The 18356-nt window shown below is 66.9% G+C and carries 20 protein-coding genes; 10 read left to right on the forward strand and 10 right to left on the reverse strand.

Going from position 1 to position 18356, the window contains the following annotated elements; genetic code table 11:
- Window positions 1-113: 113 nt before the first annotated feature.
- Complete coding sequence (gene speD / locus ACVOME_RS00835) at window positions 114-908, reverse strand: adenosylmethionine decarboxylase (protein ID WP_019661504.1); 795 nt, start codon at window positions 906-908, stop codon at window positions 114-116.
- Window positions 909-1057: 149 nt separating this feature from the next.
- Here speD and crp point away from each other — a divergent pair, with 149 nt between their 5' ends.
- Complete coding sequence (gene crp, locus ACVOME_RS00840) at window positions 1058-1747, forward strand: cAMP-activated global transcriptional regulator CRP (protein ID WP_010482649.1); 690 nt, start codon at window positions 1058-1060, stop codon at window positions 1745-1747.
- A 62-nt stretch (window positions 1748-1809) separates the two neighbouring features.
- On the forward strand, window positions 1810-2571 hold the full coding sequence (locus tag ACVOME_RS00845) for a sulfite exporter TauE/SafE family protein (protein ID WP_065181533.1): 762 nt from the start codon (window positions 1810-1812) through the stop codon (window positions 2569-2571).
- A 178-nt stretch (window positions 2572-2749) separates the two neighbouring features.
- Here the strand turns inward: ACVOME_RS00845 and ACVOME_RS00850 are convergent, their stop codons facing one another.
- From ACVOME_RS00850 to ACVOME_RS00890, 9 genes are all read right to left on the reverse strand, one after another.
- Window positions 2750-3466, reverse strand: a complete 717-nt coding sequence (locus ACVOME_RS00850) for a haloacid dehalogenase-like hydrolase (protein WP_053515578.1) — start codon at window positions 3464-3466, stop codon at window positions 2750-2752.
- Window positions 3463-4257 carry an indole-3-glycerol phosphate synthase TrpC gene (gene trpC, locus ACVOME_RS00855; RefSeq protein ID WP_164151962.1) on the reverse strand — a complete coding sequence of 265 codons (795 nt, stop codon included), beginning with the start codon at window positions 4255-4257 and terminating at the stop codon, window positions 3463-3465. Before trpC ends, ACVOME_RS00850 begins: the two co-directional genes overlap by 4 nt.
- A 74-nt stretch (window positions 4258-4331) precedes the next feature.
- Window positions 4332-5363, reverse strand: a complete 1032-nt coding sequence (trpD, locus tag ACVOME_RS00860) for an anthranilate phosphoribosyltransferase (protein WP_476340197.1) — start codon at window positions 5361-5363, stop codon at window positions 4332-4334.
- Between the two features lie 18 nt (window positions 5364-5381).
- The gene (locus tag ACVOME_RS00865; protein ID WP_065181530.1) at window positions 5382-5969 is read right to left on the reverse strand and encodes an anthranilate synthase component II; all 588 of its coding nucleotides are present in this window, start codon (window positions 5967-5969) and stop codon (window positions 5382-5384) included.
- A gap of 108 nt (window positions 5970-6077) precedes the next feature.
- Window positions 6078-7553, reverse strand: coding sequence for an anthranilate synthase component I (gene trpE / locus ACVOME_RS00870; RefSeq protein WP_065174375.1), 1476 nt, complete (start codon window positions 7551-7553; stop codon window positions 6078-6080).
- A gap of 175 nt (window positions 7554-7728) precedes the next feature.
- Window positions 7729-8658: a lipid kinase YegS gene (yegS, locus tag ACVOME_RS00875; RefSeq protein ID WP_283219186.1), complete on the reverse strand. Its 930-nt coding sequence runs from the start codon at window positions 8656-8658 to the stop codon at window positions 7729-7731.
- A gap of 206 nt (window positions 8659-8864) precedes the next feature.
- Window positions 8865-9347 carry a GNAT family N-acetyltransferase gene (locus tag ACVOME_RS00880; protein ID WP_065174518.1) on the reverse strand — a complete coding sequence of 161 codons (483 nt, stop codon included), beginning with the start codon at window positions 9345-9347 and terminating at the stop codon, window positions 8865-8867.
- Window positions 9348-9359: 12 nt separating this feature from the next.
- Window positions 9360-10037, reverse strand: coding sequence for a ribulose-phosphate 3-epimerase (gene rpe / locus ACVOME_RS00885; RefSeq protein WP_065174373.1), 678 nt, complete (start codon window positions 10035-10037; stop codon window positions 9360-9362).
- 29 nt (window positions 10038-10066) lie between these two features.
- Window positions 10067-10396, reverse strand: coding sequence for a J domain-containing protein (locus ACVOME_RS00890; protein ID WP_005411327.1), 330 nt, complete (start codon window positions 10394-10396; stop codon window positions 10067-10069).
- A 141-nt stretch (window positions 10397-10537) separates the two neighbouring features.
- Here ACVOME_RS00890 and ACVOME_RS00895 point away from each other — a divergent pair, with 141 nt between their 5' ends.
- The 8 genes from ACVOME_RS00895 to ACVOME_RS00930 all read left to right on the forward strand — a co-directional run bounded on the left by ACVOME_RS00895 (window position 10538) and on the right by ACVOME_RS00930 (window position 18295).
- Window positions 10538-11464 carry a phosphoribosylaminoimidazolesuccinocarboxamide synthase gene (locus tag ACVOME_RS00895; protein WP_053515559.1) on the forward strand — a complete coding sequence of 309 codons (927 nt, stop codon included), beginning with the start codon at window positions 10538-10540 and terminating at the stop codon, window positions 11462-11464.
- Between the two features lie 118 nt (window positions 11465-11582).
- On the forward strand, window positions 11583-12068 hold the full coding sequence (locus ACVOME_RS00900) for an Mpo1 family 2-hydroxy fatty acid dioxygenase (RefSeq protein WP_053515557.1): 486 nt from the start codon (window positions 11583-11585) through the stop codon (window positions 12066-12068).
- A 319-nt stretch (window positions 12069-12387) separates the two neighbouring features.
- The gene (locus ACVOME_RS00905) at window positions 12388-15216 is read left to right on the forward strand and encodes a monovalent cation/H+ antiporter subunit A (RefSeq protein WP_065174372.1); all 2829 of its coding nucleotides are present in this window, start codon (window positions 12388-12390) and stop codon (window positions 15214-15216) included.
- The gene (locus ACVOME_RS00910; RefSeq protein WP_053515553.1) at window positions 15216-15593 is read left to right on the forward strand and encodes a Na+/H+ antiporter subunit C; all 378 of its coding nucleotides are present in this window, start codon (window positions 15216-15218) and stop codon (window positions 15591-15593) included. Before ACVOME_RS00905 ends, ACVOME_RS00910 begins: the two co-directional genes overlap by 1 nt.
- On the forward strand, window positions 15590-17125 hold the full coding sequence (locus tag ACVOME_RS00915; protein WP_053515551.1) for a monovalent cation/H+ antiporter subunit D: 1536 nt from the start codon (window positions 15590-15592) through the stop codon (window positions 17123-17125). The genes ACVOME_RS00910 and ACVOME_RS00915 overlap by 4 nt, the downstream gene beginning before the upstream one ends.
- Window positions 17122-17628: a Na+/H+ antiporter subunit E gene (locus tag ACVOME_RS00920; protein ID WP_262101382.1), complete on the forward strand. Its 507-nt coding sequence runs from the start codon at window positions 17122-17124 to the stop codon at window positions 17626-17628. The genes ACVOME_RS00915 and ACVOME_RS00920 overlap by 4 nt, the downstream gene beginning before the upstream one ends.
- Window positions 17625-17909 carry a K+/H+ antiporter subunit F gene (locus tag ACVOME_RS00925; RefSeq protein ID WP_053515548.1) on the forward strand — a complete coding sequence of 95 codons (285 nt, stop codon included), beginning with the start codon at window positions 17625-17627 and terminating at the stop codon, window positions 17907-17909. The genes ACVOME_RS00920 and ACVOME_RS00925 overlap by 4 nt, the downstream gene beginning before the upstream one ends.
- Entirely contained in the window at window positions 17906-18295 is a 390-nt protein-coding gene (locus tag ACVOME_RS00930; protein WP_053515546.1) for a Na+/H+ antiporter subunit G, read from the forward strand. Before ACVOME_RS00925 ends, ACVOME_RS00930 begins: the two co-directional genes overlap by 4 nt.
- Window positions 18296-18356: the final 61 nt, after the last annotated feature.

The following is an 18356-nucleotide window of genomic DNA, read 5'->3' on the forward strand; positions in this document are numbered from 1 at the left end:
CCGGGCCGTAGGTCGGTACATCGCCGTGGAACTATGAATTGCGCAGCACGCAGGTTCCACGGGGCGGGTCGTCCCGCCTGGGTGACGATGCCTGCCGGCATCGCACAGGGGTGTTACTCGGACAGGTTGCGACCGTGGAACAGCTCTTCGATCTCGCGCTTGAGCAGCGCCTCGATCTTCATGCGTTCCTTGAACGACAGGTTCCTGGCCTTTTCCTCGAACAGGTACTGATCCAGGTCGAAGTCCTTCAGGTGCATCTTCGTGTGGAAGATGTTCTCCTGGTAGACGTTGACGTCGAACATCTCGTAACGCGACTTGATGTTCTTGGCCAGGAAGTTCTGGATCGAATTGATCTTGTGATCGATGAAGTGCTTCTTGCCCTTCACATCGCGGGTGAAGCCACGGACGCGGTAGTCCATGATCACGATGTCCGATTCCAGGCTCTCGATCAGGTAGTTCAGGGCCTTCAGCGGCGAAATGACGCCACAGGTGGCCACGTCGATGTCCGCGCGGAACGTCGCGATGCCTTCCTGCGGATGGGTTTCCGGGTAGGTATGGACGGTGATGTGGCTCTTGTCCATGTGCGCGACCACGGCGTCGGAGATCAGCTCCTTGCCCGCCAGCTTCTTGTCGATCACCGGCTCTTCGGAGATCAGGATGGTCACCGAGGCACCCTGCGGATCGTAGTCCTGGCGGGCCACGTTCAGGATGTTGGCGCCGATGATCTCGGCGACATCGGTCAAGATTTGAGTCAGCCTGTCGGCGTTGTACTCTTCATCGATGTATTCAATGTAACGCTGACGCTCCTCTTCGGTGCGCGCGTAACACACGTCATAGATGTTGAAGCTCAGCGCCTTGGTGAGGTTGTTGAAACCCTGCAACCTCAGGCGAGGCAACGGCTTGACCACGGCGGTCGATTCCTGTGTAAGAAGAGAAAGGGTGAATTATGGGGCAAACCGCCCCCGGGGGGAACGTGAAGACGCAAGAGTTCTGGCACACTGTTTGCCCTTAACAATTGCGCTGGTTAAGCTCCGCTATCGACCCCGTGAATCCGTTCATGCGCAGAGGGAGCGCCCCTATCGTGTCAACCGTGCGCCTAGCTAGCAGTCCACTGGCCCTGGATATCGCAACAATCGATCGTTTCCTGGCGCACAGCCACAGGCGGCGATATCCCACCCGGACCGACGTCTTCCGACCAGGAGACCCGGCGGGAACCCTGTATTACGTCATCAGCGGCTCGGTTTCGATCATGGCCGAGGAAGATGACGATCGTGAGCTGGTGCTGGGCTACTTCGGTGCCGGCGAGTTCGTCGGCGAGATGGGCCTGTTCGTGGAATCGGACCGCCGCGAGGTGATCCTGCGGACCCGCACCGCCTGCGAGCTGGCCGAGATCAGCTACGAGCGCCTGCATCAGCTGTTCCTTGGCCCGCTGTCGGCCGACGCTCCGCGCCTGCTGTATGCGCTGGGCCAGCAGATCTCCAAGCGTCTGCTCGACACCAGCCGCAAGGCCAGCCGCCTGGCGTTCCTGGACGTCACCGACCGCATCGTGCGCACCCTGCACGATCTGGCCCAGGAGCCGGAGGCGATGAGCCACCCGCAGGGCAGCCAGCTGCGCGTCTCGCGGCAGGAACTGGCGCGCCTGGTCGGCTGCTCGCGTGAGATGGCCGGCCGCGTGCTGAAGAAGCTGCAGACCGACGGGCTGCTGCATGCCCGCGGCAAGACCGTGGTGCTTTACGGCACCCGTTGAACGTTGAGCACCCGGTGGGTGCGGACCTTGGTCCGCACTCCTTCGCGCGCTAGGCTCGGTGCATGGAACTGAGCAGCGAATTCTGGTGGTTCATTCTCATCGGCCTCGGTGCGCAGCTCGTCGATGGCGCGCTGGGCATGGCCTTCGGCCTGGTCTCCTCGTCGGTGATGCTGAGCATGGGATTGCCGCCGGCCCAGGTCAGCGCCAGCATCCACACCGCCGAAGTGTTCACCACCGGCGCCTCCGGTGTGTCGCATCTTGCGGCTGGCAATGTCGATAAGCGCCTGTTCGTGCGCCTGGCGCTGCCCGGCGCGATCGGGGGTGCGATCGGTGCCTATGTACTCGCCCAACTGCCCGGCGATTTCATTCGCCCGTTGATCTACCTGTACCTGCTGGTGCTTGCCATCGTCATCCTGGCCCGTGCTGCCGGGCGCTGGATGCCCAGCGGCGAGATCCGCCGCGTGCCGGTTCTGGGCTTCTTCGCCGGCCTTCTGGACGCCAGCGGCGGCGGTGGCTGGGGCCCGATCGCCACGTCCACCCTGCTGGCGCGTGGCGGCCAGGCCCGTACCACGATCGGCACGGTCAACGCAGCCGAGTTCGTGGTCACCTTGACCATCTCGGCCACCTTCCTGCTGTCGATGGGGGTGCAGCACCTGCAGATCGTCGCCGGGCTGCTGATCGGCGGCATGATGGCCGCGCCGGTGGCCGCGATCCTGGTCAAGCGGGTCAAGGAACGCTGGGTACTGGTCGCGGTTGGCGTGCTGGTACTGGGCATCAGCCTGTTCCAGATCGGCCACGCGGTGACCGGGTACCTGGCGCGGTGACCGCGCTCCGCGCCCGCTGGGCATGGCCCGGCGCTACCGGATGGCTTGCGGATTCGCCGGGCCGGGGGCCGCGCGGGGGGGGGGGGGGGGCGGGGGCCGCCCCCCCGGGCGCGCCCGGGGCGGGGCGCGGGGGGGGTGGGGGGGCGGCCGGCGCCCCCCCCCGGGCGCGCCGGGTGGATCAGGCCTTGTCGCCGCCGCGGTCGACGCAGCCCCAGTTGAGGATGCGGGTGCCCGCCGGCAGTACGCTGCGGAAGAACGCCACCTTGCCCGGCTTCGGGTTGACCACCACCGGCGCCTTCGCCGCCAGCAGCAGCGGCAGATCCGCAGTGCTGTCGGAGTAGGCAATGTCGATGTCGCCATAGCCACGTTCACGCAGCATGCGCATCTTCTCTTCGTTGTGGCAGTGACGGGTCGGCCCCACCCCTCCCAGGCGCGGCCCGACCTCCGTGCCGATGACCGGCACGTCCTGGTGCGCAACGAAGGCCAGGATCGCGCGGGCCAGTTCGGGCGGGGCGCCCGTGGCCACCACCACGCGATCCCCCTTTGCACGGTGCGCGGCGAACACCTCCAGCGCCTGCGGCAGCAGCTTGGCGCGCATCTGCGCCTCGTTCCTGATCACGTAGGCGTCGATCACCCGGTTGAACTCGCGCGCACGATGCAGGCCGAAGCTGCCGATCCACACGTAGATCGAAATGCCGGCACGGCGGGTCGGCAGCATCGCCACCATCGGCCCGGCGATCGGGGTGACCAGCAGCGCCGCGAGCATGCGCAACGGGTTGCGCTTGATCAGCGAGGCGAACAGGTGCGTGCCCGAATCACCGTCGTACAGGGTGTGATCGAAGTCGAAGACCACCAGCGGCGCATCCGCGCGTGGCGTCGGGTAATGCGTTTTCATGCCGCGAAGAATAGCTGACGCAGGCCCTCGCCCGGCTCTTCCACGCGCATGAAGGCCTCGCCGACCAGGAACGCGTGGATGCCGGCATCACGCATCAGCGCCACGTCCTGGGGCCCGAGGATGCCGCTCTCGGTCACCAGCAGGCGGTCGCGCGGCACGGCCAGGCGCATGTCCAGGGTGGTCTGCAGCGAGACCTCGAAGGTGCGCAGGTTGCGGTTGTTGATGCCGATCATCGGCGCCGGCACCTGCAGCGCACGCTCCAGCTCGTCGATGTCGTGCACTTCCACCAGCACGTCCATGCCCAGCGACAGTGCCAGTTCCGACAGCGTGGCCAGCTGGGTATCGTCCAGCGCCGCCACGATCAGCAGGATGCAGTCAGCGCCCAGCACGCGCGCCTCGTACACCTGGTAGGCATCGATCACGAAGTCCTTGCGCAGCACCGGCAGCGTGCAGGCCTCGCGGGCCTGCTGCAGGTAGGCGTCGGCGCCCTGGAAGAAATCCACGTCGGTCAGCACCGACAGGCAGCTGGCACCACCGAACTCGTAGCTGACCGCGATGTCGGCCGGGCGGAAATCCGGGCGGATCACGCCCTTGGAGGGGCTGGCCTTCTTCACTTCGGCGATCACCGCGGGGTCGCCGTTGGCCACCGCCGCCTGCAACGCGCGCACGAAGCCACGTACCGGCGGGGCGCTGGCCACGGCGGCCTGAAGCTCCTCGAGCGGGCGCTGGGCGCGACGCTGGGCTACTTCTTCGGCCTTGCGGGCCAGGATCGTCTGCAGGATGTCGCTCATCGTCTTCGGTTCGGTGCGGGGGCGGTGAGGACGGCCATTATCGGCCATCGACGGGGTCAGGCTGAACCACGCGCTCAGGCAACCAGTGCGCGGGTGGTCTCGATGTACTGGTGCAGGCGCTGGCGGGCGCTGCCATTGGCGATGGCGGCGCGGGCACGGGCCAGGCCATCGCCGATGTCGTCGGCCACGCCGGCCACGTACAGCGCGGCGCCGGCATTGAGCGCGACGATGTCCAGCGCGGGGCCGGGCTCGTTGTCCAGCACCGCGCGCAGCAGGGCAATGGACTGCTCCGGGCCATCCACGCGCAGGTTGCGGCTGGCCGACATGGCGATGCCGAAGTCCTCCGGGTGGATCTCGTACTCGCGCACCTTGCCGGCGCGCAATTCGCCGACCAGGGTGCCGGCGCCCAGCGAGATCTCGTCCATGTTGTCGCGGCCCCAGACCACCATGGCGCGCTCGGTACCCAGTTCGCGCAGCACGCGCGCCTGGATGCCCACCAGATCGGGGTGGAACACGCCCATCAGCACCGACGGTGCGCTGGCCGGATTGGTGAGCGGGCCGAGGATGTTGAAGATGGTGCGCACGCCCATCTCGCGGCGCACCGGCGCCACCACCTTCATCGACGGGTGGTGGATCGGCGCGAACATGAAGCCGATGCCGGTCCGCTCGATGGCCGCGGCCACCTGCTCCGGCTGCAGCTCGATCACCGCGCCCAGCGCCTCCAGCGCGTCGGCGCTGCCGGACTTGGACGACACGCTGCGGTTGCCATGCTTGGCCACGCGCGCGCCGGCAGCCGCCGCGACGAACATCGCGCAGGTGGAGATGTTGAAGGTATGCGAACCATCGCCCCCCGTGCCGACGATATCGACCAGGTTGGAGGTATCGGCCACCGGCACCGGCCGGGCGAATTCACGCATCACGGTGGCCGCCGCGGCGATTTCGTCCACGGTCTCCTTCTTCACGCGCAGGCCGGTGAGGATGGCTGCCGTCATCATCGGCGAAACATCGCCACGCATGATCTGCCGCATCAGGTCGACCATCTCGTCGAAGAAGATCTCGCGGTGCTCGATGGTGCGGTGCAGGGCTTCCTGGGGGGAGAAGCTCATCGGGATTGCTCCTTGGACTCAGGCGGCCGGTCGCTGCAGGAAATTGCGCAGCAGGGCGTGGCCGTGTTCGGTGAGGATGGATTCGGGGTGGAACTGCACGCCTTCCACCGGGAAGTGGCGATGGCGCAGGCCCATGATCTCTTCGATCGAGCCGTCGTCGTTCTCCGTCCAGGCGGTCACTTCCAGCACATCGGGCAGGCTGTTCTTGTCCACCACCAGCGAGTGGTAACGGGTGGCCTGGTAGCGGTCCGGCAGGCCGGCGAACACGCCCTTGCCTTCATGGCGGATCGGCGAAGTCTTGCCGTGCATGATGTTGCCCGCGCGGATCACCGTGCCGCCATAGACCTGGCCGATGCCCTGGTGGCCCAGGCAGACACCGAGAATCGGCGTGGTCGGGCCCAGGCGTTCGATCAGCTGCAGCGACACACCCGCTTCGTTGGGCGTGCACGGGCCGGGCGAGATGACGATGCGCTCGGGCTTCTGCGCGGCGATCTCATCCACGCTCATTGCATCGTTGCGCACCACCTTCACCTCGGCACCCAGCGTCTGCAGGTACTGCACGAGGTTGTAGGTGAAGCTGTCGTAGTTGTCGATCATCCACAACATGGTCGGGTTCCGTCGCTTATCGGGAGTGGGCGTACACGTGGGTGCCGCACAGGGAGAGGGCCAGGTACAGCAGAAGGTGCCGCAGCGCAGGCCACGGCGCAGGGTGCCTTACAGGCCCTTGGCGGCCTGGGCGACGGCGCGGAACAGCGCGCGGCCCTTGTTCATCGTCTCGTCCCATTCCTTGTCCGGGTCCGAGTCGTAGACGATGCCGGCGCCGGCCTGCACGTACAGGCGGCCGTCCTTGATCACCGCGGTGCGGATCGCGATCGCGGTATCGGCATCGCCGTGCCAACCGATGTAGCCGATGCTGCCGGCGTACACATTGCGCTTGATCGGCTCCAGTTCGCGGATCACTTCCAGCGCGCGGATCTTCGGTGCGCCGCTGACGGTGCCGGCCGGGAAGGTGGCGCGCAGCACGTCGGCATAGCTCAAGCCCGGCTGCAGCTGCCCGGTCACCTCGCTGACGATGTGCATGACGTGGCTGTAGCGTTCAATCACGAACTGCTCGCCCACTTCCACCGTGCCGGCCTTTGATACGCGACCGGCATCGTTGCGGCCGAGATCGATCAGCATCAGGTGCTCGGCACGTTCTTTCGGATCGGCCAGCAGCTCGGCTTCCAGTGCCAGGTCCTGCTCGACGGTGGCGCCGCGCGGACGCGTGCCGGCGATCGGGCGTACGGTGACTTCGCCGTCCTGCAGGCGCACCAGGATTTCCGGCGAGGAGCCAACCACCTGCAGGTCGCCGACATCCAGGAAATACATGTACGGCGACGGGTTCAATGCGCGCAGCGCGCGGTACACGTCCACCGGGCGTGCCTTGAACGGCACGCTCAGGCGCTGGCTGAGCACCACCTGGAAGATGTCGCCGGCGCGGATGTATTCCTTGCTGCGCTGGACCGCATCGACGAAGCCATCGCGGGTGAAACCGGAGACGAAATCGGATTCATCCAGCACATCGCTGTTGAGCGGTGCGGGATAGCCGGCACCCGGTGCACGCAGCTTTGCGGTGAGCGCATCCAGGCGTGCCTGCGCCTGCTCGAACGCGCCGTGGACGCGCGGGTCCGCGTGCACGATCAGGTACAGGCGGCCCTTGAGATTGTCGAATACCGCCAGCTCGTTGGAGTGCAGCAGCAGGATGTCCGGCGTGCCCAGTTCATCGCGGCCGGCCGGCGGTGCCAGGCGCGGCTCGATATAGCCGATGCACTCGAAACCGAACCAGCCGACCAGGCCACCGGTGAAGCCCGGCAGGCCCTCCAGCTTCGGCACCGAGTGGGCGCTGCGCAGCGCCTCGACTTCGGCAAACGGGTCGGCCACCTCGCGGGTTTCCACCACCTGGCCGTCTTCGCGCACGGTCAGCGTATGGCCATGGAAGGCATACACGCGGCGCGCCGGCAGGCCAATGATCGAGTAACGACCAAAGCGTTCGCCGCCTTCGACGGATTCAAACAGGTAGGTATTGGGGCCGTCGGCGAGCTTCAGATAGACCGAAAGCGGCGTGTCCAGGTCGGACAGCACTTCGCGGACAACGGGAATGTGGGTGTGGCCTTCAGCGGCCTGCAGCTGAAACTGAGCGTGCGAGTTCAAGACGACTTTCCTTCCGGGACACAGCGTTATGGGGGCGGACGACGGCAACGGGCCACCATCGCCACCAACGGCGTGCGGAAGAAAGGGTATGCGGGGTCGTCAGGCTGGACACCCCTTGACTGTATCGCAGCTTGGACGGGAGTGGAACCCCGCAGCGCCAGGCGTGGCAGCCACCTTACGTGGCCAGCAGCGGGCAATCGGCCGGCAGATGCATGCGCACCCGACCAGCCACGCAGTCGATGCGGAACCGCCGCGCCTGCACGGGCTCACCGTCCAGGTTCAGGGTCAGTGGCTGCGCCGACTCGAGCTGCAGCCAGGGCAGCCGGACGCGGGTGGCCACCCGTTCCAGCGCCGCTTCCTTGCCACCGGTGAGCATCTGCCCCAGCGTCGACGCCACCTCCCCCTCCAGTTCGGGTACGACGGTGACATCCAGCAGGCCGTCATCGATAAGTGCCTGTGGGCACAGCTGCTGGCCACCACCGGCCTGCCGGCCGTTGCCGATCCCCAGCGCGATGAAGCCGCCTTCCCAGGCGAAGTCCGGACCGTGCAGACGCGCGGTGATCGGCTCGATCCGCCCCAGCTTGGCAATGCCGGTGATCACGTAGGCCAGGCCACCGAGCATCTTCTTCAGGCCGGCATCGGTTTCCACGGTGACCTGCGTGCCGAAACCGCCACTGGCCAAGTTGGCGCACCACCAGGGTGTGCCATCGGCATCCACGCGCAGCAGATCGATGGCATGTGCCGTGGCCTGCCCGATCAGCGCGAGCGCGGCCTCCGGCTCGGTCGGAATGTTCGCCGAGGTGGCGAAGTCATTGGCGGTGCCCATCGGGACCAACGCCAGCGAAGGCAGGGCATCGGCGGATTCATCGCGGTGGGCCAGCGTTTCGGCCACCGCACTGAGCGTGCCGTCGCCGCCTGCCGCCACGATCACGTCTACCCCGTGGTCGATGGCCTCGGCCACATAACGCTCGGCGTCACCCTCTTCCCAGGTGACCCGTACCTCCAGCTGCACGCCCCGCTCCCGCCACTGGCGCACCGCGTCGCGCAGCTCGTCATTGCCTGCGGACTTGCCGTTGAGGATCAGGCGCCAGCGCGGTGCGGTCATGCGGGGATTCCGGTGTGGGGTGGCACAGGCTAGCAACGCACCGTTTGCCGGCAGTGAATGTCACATGCGTGTCATTCAGCTCCCGGAGAATGGAAGGCCATAGCAGGGACGACGGATGGAGGCAGGATCAGCCTCCCACGCATGCAGCGAGGCCACGCCAACGATGGGCGTGGCCTTTTTTTTGAAGTCGCACCCGGGCGCGATCGTCAGCCGTTGGCGAAATCGTGCAGCGCCTGGCCCTGCAGCCGGTATACGGTCCACTCATCCTGCGGTTTCGCGCCCGCTGCGGTGTAGAACTCGATGGCCGGCGTGTTCCAGTCCAGCACCGACCATTCGAAGCGACCGCAGCCTTCGGCGACCGCCTGCCGCGCGATGTATTTCAGCAGCGCCTTGCCAGCGCCCGCGCCCCGCTGCTGCGGGCTGACATACAGGTCTTCCAGGTAGATGCCCTTGCGGCCCAGCCAGGTGGAGTAGTTGTAGAAATACACCGCATAGCCGATGGCCTCGCCATCGGCTTCACAGATCAGCGCGCGGGCAGTTGCGTCGGGACCGAACAGGCTTTCGGCGATGCCGATCTCGTCGGTCTGCACCGAATGCTCGGCCCGCTCATAGATGGCCAGCTCACGGATGAAGCGCAGGATCAGGCCCGCGTCGGCGGCAGTGGCCGGGCGGATGTTCAACACGGCCACCGTGCTCATGCCTCAGCCCCGCGCCGCAGCGACGTTGGCGCGCATCTGCGCGATCACGTCCTGGTAAGGGGTCTTGGCATTGAAGATGGCCGAGCCGGCGACGAAGGTGTCGGCGCCCGCAGCCGCGATCTCGCCGATGTTGTCGGCCTTCACGCCACCGTCGATTTCCAGGCGGATGTCCTTGCCGCTGGCATCGATCTTCTGGCGGACCACGCGCAGCTTGTCCAGCGCCGAAGGAATGAAGGCCTGGCCGCCGAATCCCGGGTTGACCGACATCAGCAGCACCAGGTCCAGGTCATCCAGCACCCAGTCGAGGATGTCCACCGGCGTGGCCGGGTTCAGCACGATGCCCGGCTTGCAGCCCAGCGAACGGATCAGCTGGATCGTGCGGTGCACGTGGCGGCTGGCCTCCGGATGGAAGCTGATGTAGGTGGCACCGGCTTCGGCGAAGTCCGGGATGATGCGGTCGACCGGCTCGACCATCAGGTGCACGTCGATCGGCGCGGTCACGCCGTGCTTGCGCAGTGCCTGGCAGACCATCGGGCCGATGGTCAGGTTGGGTACGTAATGGTTGTCCATCACGTCGAAGTGGACCCAGTCCGCACCGGCGGCCAGGACGTTGTCGACTTCCTCGCCGAGGCGGGCGAAATCGGCGGACAGGATGGAGGGGGCGATGAGGCAGTGGGACATGGCCGGGCCTTGCAACGAGGGGAAAGGGGTCAGCGCTTGCGCAGGGTCTTGATGCGGTCGTAGGCGGCGTTGATGCGCCGCGACTTCTGCTCGGCCTGCTGCTGCAGCTCGGGGGCGGCGCCGCCAAGCTTGTCCGGGTGGTACTGCGAGATCAGCTTGCGGTAGGCGCGCTCGACCTCGGCATCGGTGGCCTCGGAGGTCAGCCCCAGCTCCCGGTACGGGTTCTCCTTGTTCAGGCGGAACCAATCCGAATCAAAGGCATGGCCGATCAGCAGGCCGACCACCGCGCCGAACAGCGGATTGGGCCGGAACAGCAGGGCGCCGGCGATGAATCCGAGCAGTTTTCCGTACCAGCGCATGGCGCTCCGGGGTCGACCGACGAAATGGACGCTCATTTTACGTCACAGCGGGCCCGGACGGCTTTACACTAGGCCGCCCGCTGGTCAGCGGGCCCGCCGGGTCCGTTGGGCAGCCGTATCGACAACGCCCCAGGAGTGCCCGTGCCAACCACGCTGTTGCAATCCGATCTCCCCGGCCTGCCCTTGCGCCACCGCGGCAAGGTGCGTGATGTGTTCGATATCCCGCGCGAGCGGCTGCCTGCAGGGACCCCGCCGGGCGACTACCTGCTGATGGTCGCCACCGATCGCCTGTCGGCGTTCGACGTGGTGCTGCCCGACCCGATCCCCGGCAAGGGCGAAATGCTCTGCCAGGTCTCCAATTTCTGGTTCGCCAAGACCGCGCACCTGATGCCCAATCACCTGACCGGCATCGACGTGGCCAGCGTGCTGCCTGAAGGCGTGGACCCGGCGCTGTACGCCCGGCGCGCCGTGGTCACCCGCAAGCTGAAGCCGGTGCCGGTGGAAGCGATCGCCCGCGGCTACCTGATCGGCAGCGGCTGGAAGGACTACCAGCGTACCGGCAAGGTCAGCGGCATCGACCTGCCCGATGGGCTGCGCCAGGCCGAGCAGCTGCCAGAACCGATCTTCACCCCCTCGACCAAGGCCGCGGTGGGCGACCATGACGAGAACATCGATTTCGATGCGATGGTGCGGCAGGTCGGCGCCGAACTGGCCGAGCGCGTGCGCGATGCCACCCTGCGCATCTACAAGTTCGCCGCCGATTACGCCCGCGAGCGCGGCATCATCCTGGCCGACACCAAGTTCGAGTTCGGCACCGATGCCGACGGCCGCCTGTACATCATGGACGAGATGCTGACGCCGGATTCATCGCGTTACTGGCCGGCCGACGAGTACGAAGTGGGCACCAGCCCGCCCAGCTACGACAAGCAGTTCGTGCGCGATTACCTGGAGACGCTGGACTGGGGCAAGACCGCCCCGGGCCCGAACATCCCGGCGGAGATCATCGAGCGCACCCGCGCCAAGTACGCCGAGGCGCTGCAGCGTTTGGCCGGGATCAGCGTCGACTGATCCCCTGCGCCCCCCGGTCGCAGCGACCGGGGGCGTCGTGCCCGGCAGCGCCCAGGGTGGCGCTGTGCGAAGGCGCCCGGGAGTATGCTGTCGGCCTCACCGGAGGAAGCGAAGAAGCATGCAGACCACCACCGAGCTCGCGCGGCCGATCGACCGCTACTTCGCCAGCTACTCCGACGATCACCGCAATACGATCAACCAGCGCATCCACGTGGTCGCGGTACCGGCCATCCTGTGGTCGGCCGTGGCCCTGCTGTGGTGCCTGCCCCCCCTGATCACCTGGTTCCAGTACGGCATCTGGTCGGCGTTCGCGATGTTCAGTGCCTGGTGCTTCTACAACAAGCTGTCGCGTCCGCTGGGCATCGGCATGCTCATCCAGTTCTTCGTGTTCGGCTGCCTGTGCCGCCTGCTGGAAGCCGAGATCGGCCTGCACAACCTGTTCTGGCTGGCGGTGACGGTGTTCGTCGTGGCCTGGATCGCGCAGTTCATCGGGCACAAGTTCGAGGGCCGCAAGCCCAGCTTCCTGACCGACCTGACTTACCTGCTGATCGGCCCGGCCTGGGTGATGGCCAAGCTCTATCGCAGGCTCGACTGGCGCTACTGACACGCCTCCGGGCGAGCGTCACCCTCGCTTCCTGAACGGGCGGGTTTCCTCACCTGCGGTCCACTGCCGGCCTGCCAGCCTGCACGCTCAGCCCTTTGCCTGAGCGCCTGTCGCAGCGGCAGCCCCTGTGCGACAGGGCCTGCGGTCGCCGTGCGCGGGCGTAGGGTGCAGCCCCTGCCGGCACCGCGGAGCAGATGCTGCACTGCAAAAAAATGAATCAGCGAACGTTACAGGCAATTGATCGCCGTTCGATGGCTTTCGGCGACATTTCGCAGCCTGTTATCCTCACTGACCTGCTCGTGAATCATGGATTCCCTGCATGCTCCCCAGCCTGCCTCTGCTGCTGGCCCTGCCGTTCCTGATGGCAGCGGCTGTTGCGGCCTTCCCCCGTAGTTCGCGCTCGACTGCTGCCTGGCTGGCGGCGCTGGCGCCGTTGGGCGGCTTGGCCATTCTCGGCTGGCTCACCCCGGCGGTGCTCGACGGCCAGATCGTCCGCACCCTGCTGCCTTGGCTGCCGCAGATCGGCCTGGACTTCCATCTGCGGCTGGACGGCCTGGCCTGGATGTTTGCCGGCCTGGTGCTGGGCATCGGCGCGCTGGTGGTGCTGTACGCGCGGTACTACCTCAGTGCGCAGGACAACGCCCACCGCTTCTACTGCTACCTGCTGCTGTTCATGGGCGCCATGCTCGGCATGGTGCTGTCGGGCAACCTGCTGTTGCTGATGATCTTCTGGGAAATGACCAGCATCAGCTCGTTCCTGCTGATCGGCTTCTGGTCGCATCGCCAGGATGCGCGCGAGGGCGCACGCATGGCGCTGGTGATCACCGGCGGCGGCGGGCTGGCCCTGCTCGGTGGCGTGCTGCTGATCGGGCGCATCGTCGGCAGCTTCGACCTGGATGTGGTGCTGGCGGCCGGTGAACAGATCCGCGCCAGCGCGCTGTATCCCTATGCCCTGTTCCTGGTGCTGGCCGGCATCTTCACCAAGAGCGCGCAGTTCCCGTTCCATTTCTGGTTGCCGCATGCGATGGCGGCGCCGACACCGGTCTCGGCCTACCTGCACTCGGCCACCATGGTCAAAGCAGGCGTGTTCCTGCTGGCGCGCCTGCATCCGGCACTGGCCGGCAGCGACCTGTTCTTCTATACGGTGAGCGGCATCGGCGCGCTGACCCTGCTGATCGGCGCCTGGAACGCGATCTTCCAGCACGACCTGAAAGGGCTGCTGGCGTATTCGACGATCTCCCACCTGGGCCTGATCACCCTGCTGTTCGGCCTGTCCACGCCGATGGCGGTGGTCGCCGGCGTGTTCCACATCCTCAACCACGCCACCTTCAAGGCCTCGCTGTTCATGGCCGCCGGCATCATCGACCATGAGACCGGCACCCGCGACATGCGCAAGCTGGGCGGACTGCGGAAACTGATGCCCTTCACCAGCGCACTGGCGATCATCGCCTCGCTGGCCATGGCCGGCATTCCGCTGCTCAACGGCTTCCTGTCCAAGGAAATGCTGTTCGCCGAGGCGATCAGCGCCGGCGGCACCGAGACCATGCGCATGGCGGTGTCGATCGCGGCGTTGCTGGCCGGCGTGTTCGGCGTGGCCTACAGCCTGCGCTTCGTGCACGACACCTTCTTCGGCCCCGGCCCGCACGGGCTGGACCGCGTTCCCCATGAACCGCCGCGCTGGATGAAGGTACCGGTGGAACTGCTGGTGGTGGTCTGCGTGGCAGTCGGCATCGCGCCCGCGCTGACGGTGGCGCCGGTCCTGCATGCCGCTGCCGCCTCCATCCTCGGCAGCGCCATGCCCGAGTACAGCCTGTCGGTATGGCATGGCTTCAACCTGCCGCTGGCGATGAGCGCGATCGGCGTGGTGGGCGGTATCGCCCTGTACTTCGGCCTGCGCAAGCTGATCAACCTGCATGCCGTGACCAATACCACCACCGGCCGCAACGTGTTCCATGCGCAGCTGGATGCGGTTTCCGCACTGGCCATGCGCCTGACCAACGGCATTGCCAACGGCAGCCTGCAGCGGATGCTGCTGGGCCTGGTGCTGGTCGCGATCGTGGTGGCCGCCGCGCCGTTCGTGGCGAACCCGGCGTCCCCGAACTGGACCGCGCCGCAGCCGATTCCACTGCTGGGCTGGGCGTTGTGGCTGGTGATGATGGGCTGCGCGATCGCCACGCTGCGTGTGTACAAGCAGCGCCTGCTGGCGGTGCTGCTGGTGGGCGGCGTCGGCCTGATGGTGGCGCTGACCTTCGTGTTCCTGTCGGCACCGGATCTGGCACTGACCCAGCTGCTGGTGGAGATGGTGACCCTGGTCCTGATGCTGCTGGGGATGAACTATCTGCCCGCGCAGTCCGGACCGGAGCGGCCGCGCTGGCGCAAGCGCCGCGACGCGCTGATCGCGGTCATCGCCGGTTCCGGTCTCGGCGCGCTGGCCTATACCGCGATGACCCTGCCGCCGAACACCATGGCCGGTGAGCTGGTGGCGCGTGCCCTGCCCGAAGCGTATGGCCAGAACGTGGTCAACGTGATCCTGGTCGACTTCCGCGGCTTTGATACCTTCGGCGAGATCACGGTGTTCGGCATCGCCGCGCTGGTGGTGCACGCGCTGCTGCGCCGCACGCGGATGGCCCCGGAGCAGATCATGCCCGGGCCGCCGATCAAGCTGCCGGTACCGGCCGACCTGGCGCAGATCATGTTCCCGCTGACGCTGACGGTCTCCATCTTCCTGTTCCTGCGCGGTCACAACGCCCCGGGCGGCGGGTTCATCGCCGGCCTGGTACTGGCGGTGCCGCTGCTGATCCAGTACGTGATCCAGGGTACGGCATCGGTGGAGTCGCGCTTCGGCTTCGACTACATCCGGTGCATCGGCACCGGCCTGCTGATCGCCCTGCTCAGTGGCAGTGCTTCGATGCTGTTCGGCGTGCCGTTCCTGACCAGCGGGCACCTCGACCTGCACCTGCCGCTGATCGGCGACGTGCCGCTGGCCAGCGCGATCGGCTTCGACATCGGCGTGTACCTGGTGGTGTTCGGTGGCGCCATGCTGATGCTGTCGATGATGGGCACGGTCAAGCCCTCTCGAACCCGCACCGCCCGCAAGGGCGAGATCGATCTGCAACGCCGTTCGGCCCGCACCGGGGAGATGCACTGATGGAACTGGCCCTGGCCACCGCGATCGGCGTGCTGACCGCCATCGGCGTGTACCTGCTGCTGCGGGCGCGCAGCTTCGACGTGATCCTTGGCATGACCTTCCTGTCCTACGCCACCAACCTGCTGATCTTTGCCGGTGGGCGCCTGGTGCAGGGCAAGGCCCCGGTGCTGCAGGAAGGCGTGGAGAGCCACCTGGGCAACTACACCGACCCGTTGCCGCAGGCGCTGGTACTGACGGCCATCGTGATCGCCTTCGCGATGACTGCAGTGAGCATCGTGCTGGCCATGCGCAGCCGCAGCGACAACCACAGCGACCACGTGGACGCGCACGAGCCCGATGACGATGCGCCGCCGCGCCAGGGCGAGGACCGCGCATGAACCATCTGGTGATCCTGCCGATCCTGGTTCCCCTGCTCGGCGCCGCACTGTCACTGTTCGTCGAGCATCGCCGCTATGGTCCGAAGGTACAGCGGACTGTGGCCTGGACGGCACTGGCGGCCCTGGCCGTGGTGGTCGGGCTGCTGTTCGCCGATACGGCAGGCGGTGACATCCGCGTCTACCTGCTGGGTGACTGGCCCTCGCGCCTGGGCATCGCGCTGGTGGCCGACCGGCTGTCGGCGTGGATGCTGCTGACCACCCTGCTGCTGGCCATCCCCTGCCTGCTGCATGCCTGCTCGGGCTGGGACCGGCGCGCGCCGCACTTCCATGCGCTGTTCCAGTTCCAGCTGGTCGGCCTCAACGGTGCGTTCCTCACCGGCGACATCTTCAACCTGTTCGTGTTCTTCGAGGTGATGCTGATCGCTTCCTACGGCCTGCTGCTGAGCGGCGGCCGTGGCCTGCGCATGCGCATCGGCCTGCACTACGTGGTGTTCAATGTCACCGCATCGACGCTGTTCCTGATCGCACTCGGCCTGCTGTACGCCTCGCTCGGCTCGTTGAACATGGCGGAGCTGTCGCAGCGCATCGCCGAGGTTCCGCCGGCACAGCTGACCCTGGTGAAGGCCACGATGGGCCTGCTGCTGCTGGTGTTCTGCGCCAAGGCCGCCCTGATGCCGCTGTACCTTTGGCTGCCCGAATCGTACGCGCGCGCACCTGCTGCGGTCGCTGCGCTGTTTGCGATCATGACCAAGGTCGGCCTGTACGCCGTGCTGCGCGTGCAGATGCTGTGGTTCGGCGAGGACGCCGGCGCGATGGCCGGATACGGACGCGACTGGCTGCTGTGGGCCGGCGTGGCCACGCTGGTACTGGGCGGCCTGGGCGCGCTGGCCGCCGCGCGCCTGCGCGTGCTGATCTCCTACCTGGTGATCGTCTCGGCCGCGACCCTGTTCATTGCCTTCTCGGTGGGCACGCCGAAGGTGCTCTCCGCCGGTCTGTACTATCTGCCACACAGCAGTTTCGTCGCTGCCGCGCTGTTCCTGGTGGCCGACCTGATCCGGCGCCGACGCGGCGGTGCCAGCGACCGCAAGGAAGTGATCGCACCGATGCCGGGCAAGGAAACGCCGGCGGTACTGTTCCTGATCGGCGCCGTGTCGGTCGCCGGACTTCCGCCGCTGTCGGGCTTCCTGGCCAAGGCCGCCCTGCTGGCCGGGATGCCGGCGCAGTACACCGGCGCGGTATGGACGGCCGTGCTGGTCAGCAGCCTGCTGGTCATCATGGGCCTGACCCGAGGGGGCATCCGCCTGTTCTGGCGCGTGCCGCTGCCCGAGCCGGACGCGCCGCCGCCCCGCAAGGCCAAGCTGCGCAGGGTCGAGCTGTTCGCTGCCTGCATCCTGCTGGCCTACGGCATCGGCATGACCCTGGCCGCCGCCCCGCTGATGCGCCATACCGACGCCACCGCCGCCCAGCTGCTGCAGCCGGGCGAGTACGTGCAGCAGTTGCGCGCGACCACACCGGAGATCCGCCAGCCATGACCGCGCAACGTTCCCTGTTCCGCCGCCTGGTACCGTCGCCCGCACTGAGCATGATGGTGGTGGCGTTCTGGCTGCTGATGTCCGACAGCTTCAACCTTGGCCAGATCCTGCTGGGCCTTGTGCTGGGCGTGGTCGTGCCGCTGTTCGCCGCGCGCCTGGACCGCGAGTTCGCCCGCATCGGCACGTTGCGCCCGGTACCGAAGCTGCTGTGCGTCACCCTGTGGGACATCCTGATGTCCAACATCCGGGTGGCCCTGCAGGTGCTCGGCCCGGAGAAGAACATCCATCCGGGCTTCATCTGGCTGCCGCTGGACATCGCCAACATCCACGGCATCGCCGCGCTGACCAGCATGATCACCCTGACCCCGGGTACGGTGTCGGCGGCACTCAGCGACGACCGCAGGTTCCTGCTGGTGCACGTGCTGCACCTGGAGGATCCACAGGCGCTGATCGACACGATCAAGCAACGTTACGAAGCCCCGTTGATGGAGATCTTCCCATGACCGGTTTTGAAGTCATCCAGACCACCCTGGTGGTATGCATGCACGTGGTCGGACTGGCCATGCTGCTGGCGACCTGGCGCCTGCTGCGCGGCCCGAGCGTGCCTGACCGCATCCTCGCCCTGGACACACTTTCAGTGACTGCCATCGCCGAACTGATGCTGTTCGGCATGTACCTCAACTCGCCGATCTACTTCGAGGCCGCACTGGTGATCGCCATGCTCGGCTTCGGCAGCACCGTGGTGCTGAGCAAGTTCGTGCTGCGCCGGGACATCGTCGAATGATCACCGCGATCCAGATCGGCCTGTCGGTCCTGCTGCTGTTCGGCTGCTTCTTCATCCTGGTCGGTGCGCTGGGCCTGGTGAAGCTGTCGACCTTCTTCAAGCGGCTGCATGCGCCGACCAAGGCCAGCACGCTGGGCGTGGGCTGCGTGCTGGTGTGTTCGGTCTGCTACCACATCTTCCTCGGCCAGGATCCGCAGCCGCGCGAGCTGCTGATCACCGTCTTCCTGTTCATCACCGCGCCGATCAGCGCGCACATGATGGCCAAGGCCGCGTTGTCGCTGCTGATGGAAACCCGTCCTACCCTGCCCGGCAACGAACGGGCTGCCGAAGAGCAGCTGCCGCCGCCGGAGCCGGCGCGGAAAGAAGAGCAGAGCCCGACACGCTGATCACACGACTCCCCGCATCCACTCAGGGCGGGGATCTGCTGCCGAGCCGTGCATGGGCTCG

This window comes from Stenotrophomonas sp. STEN008 (genome assembly GCF_056760435.1).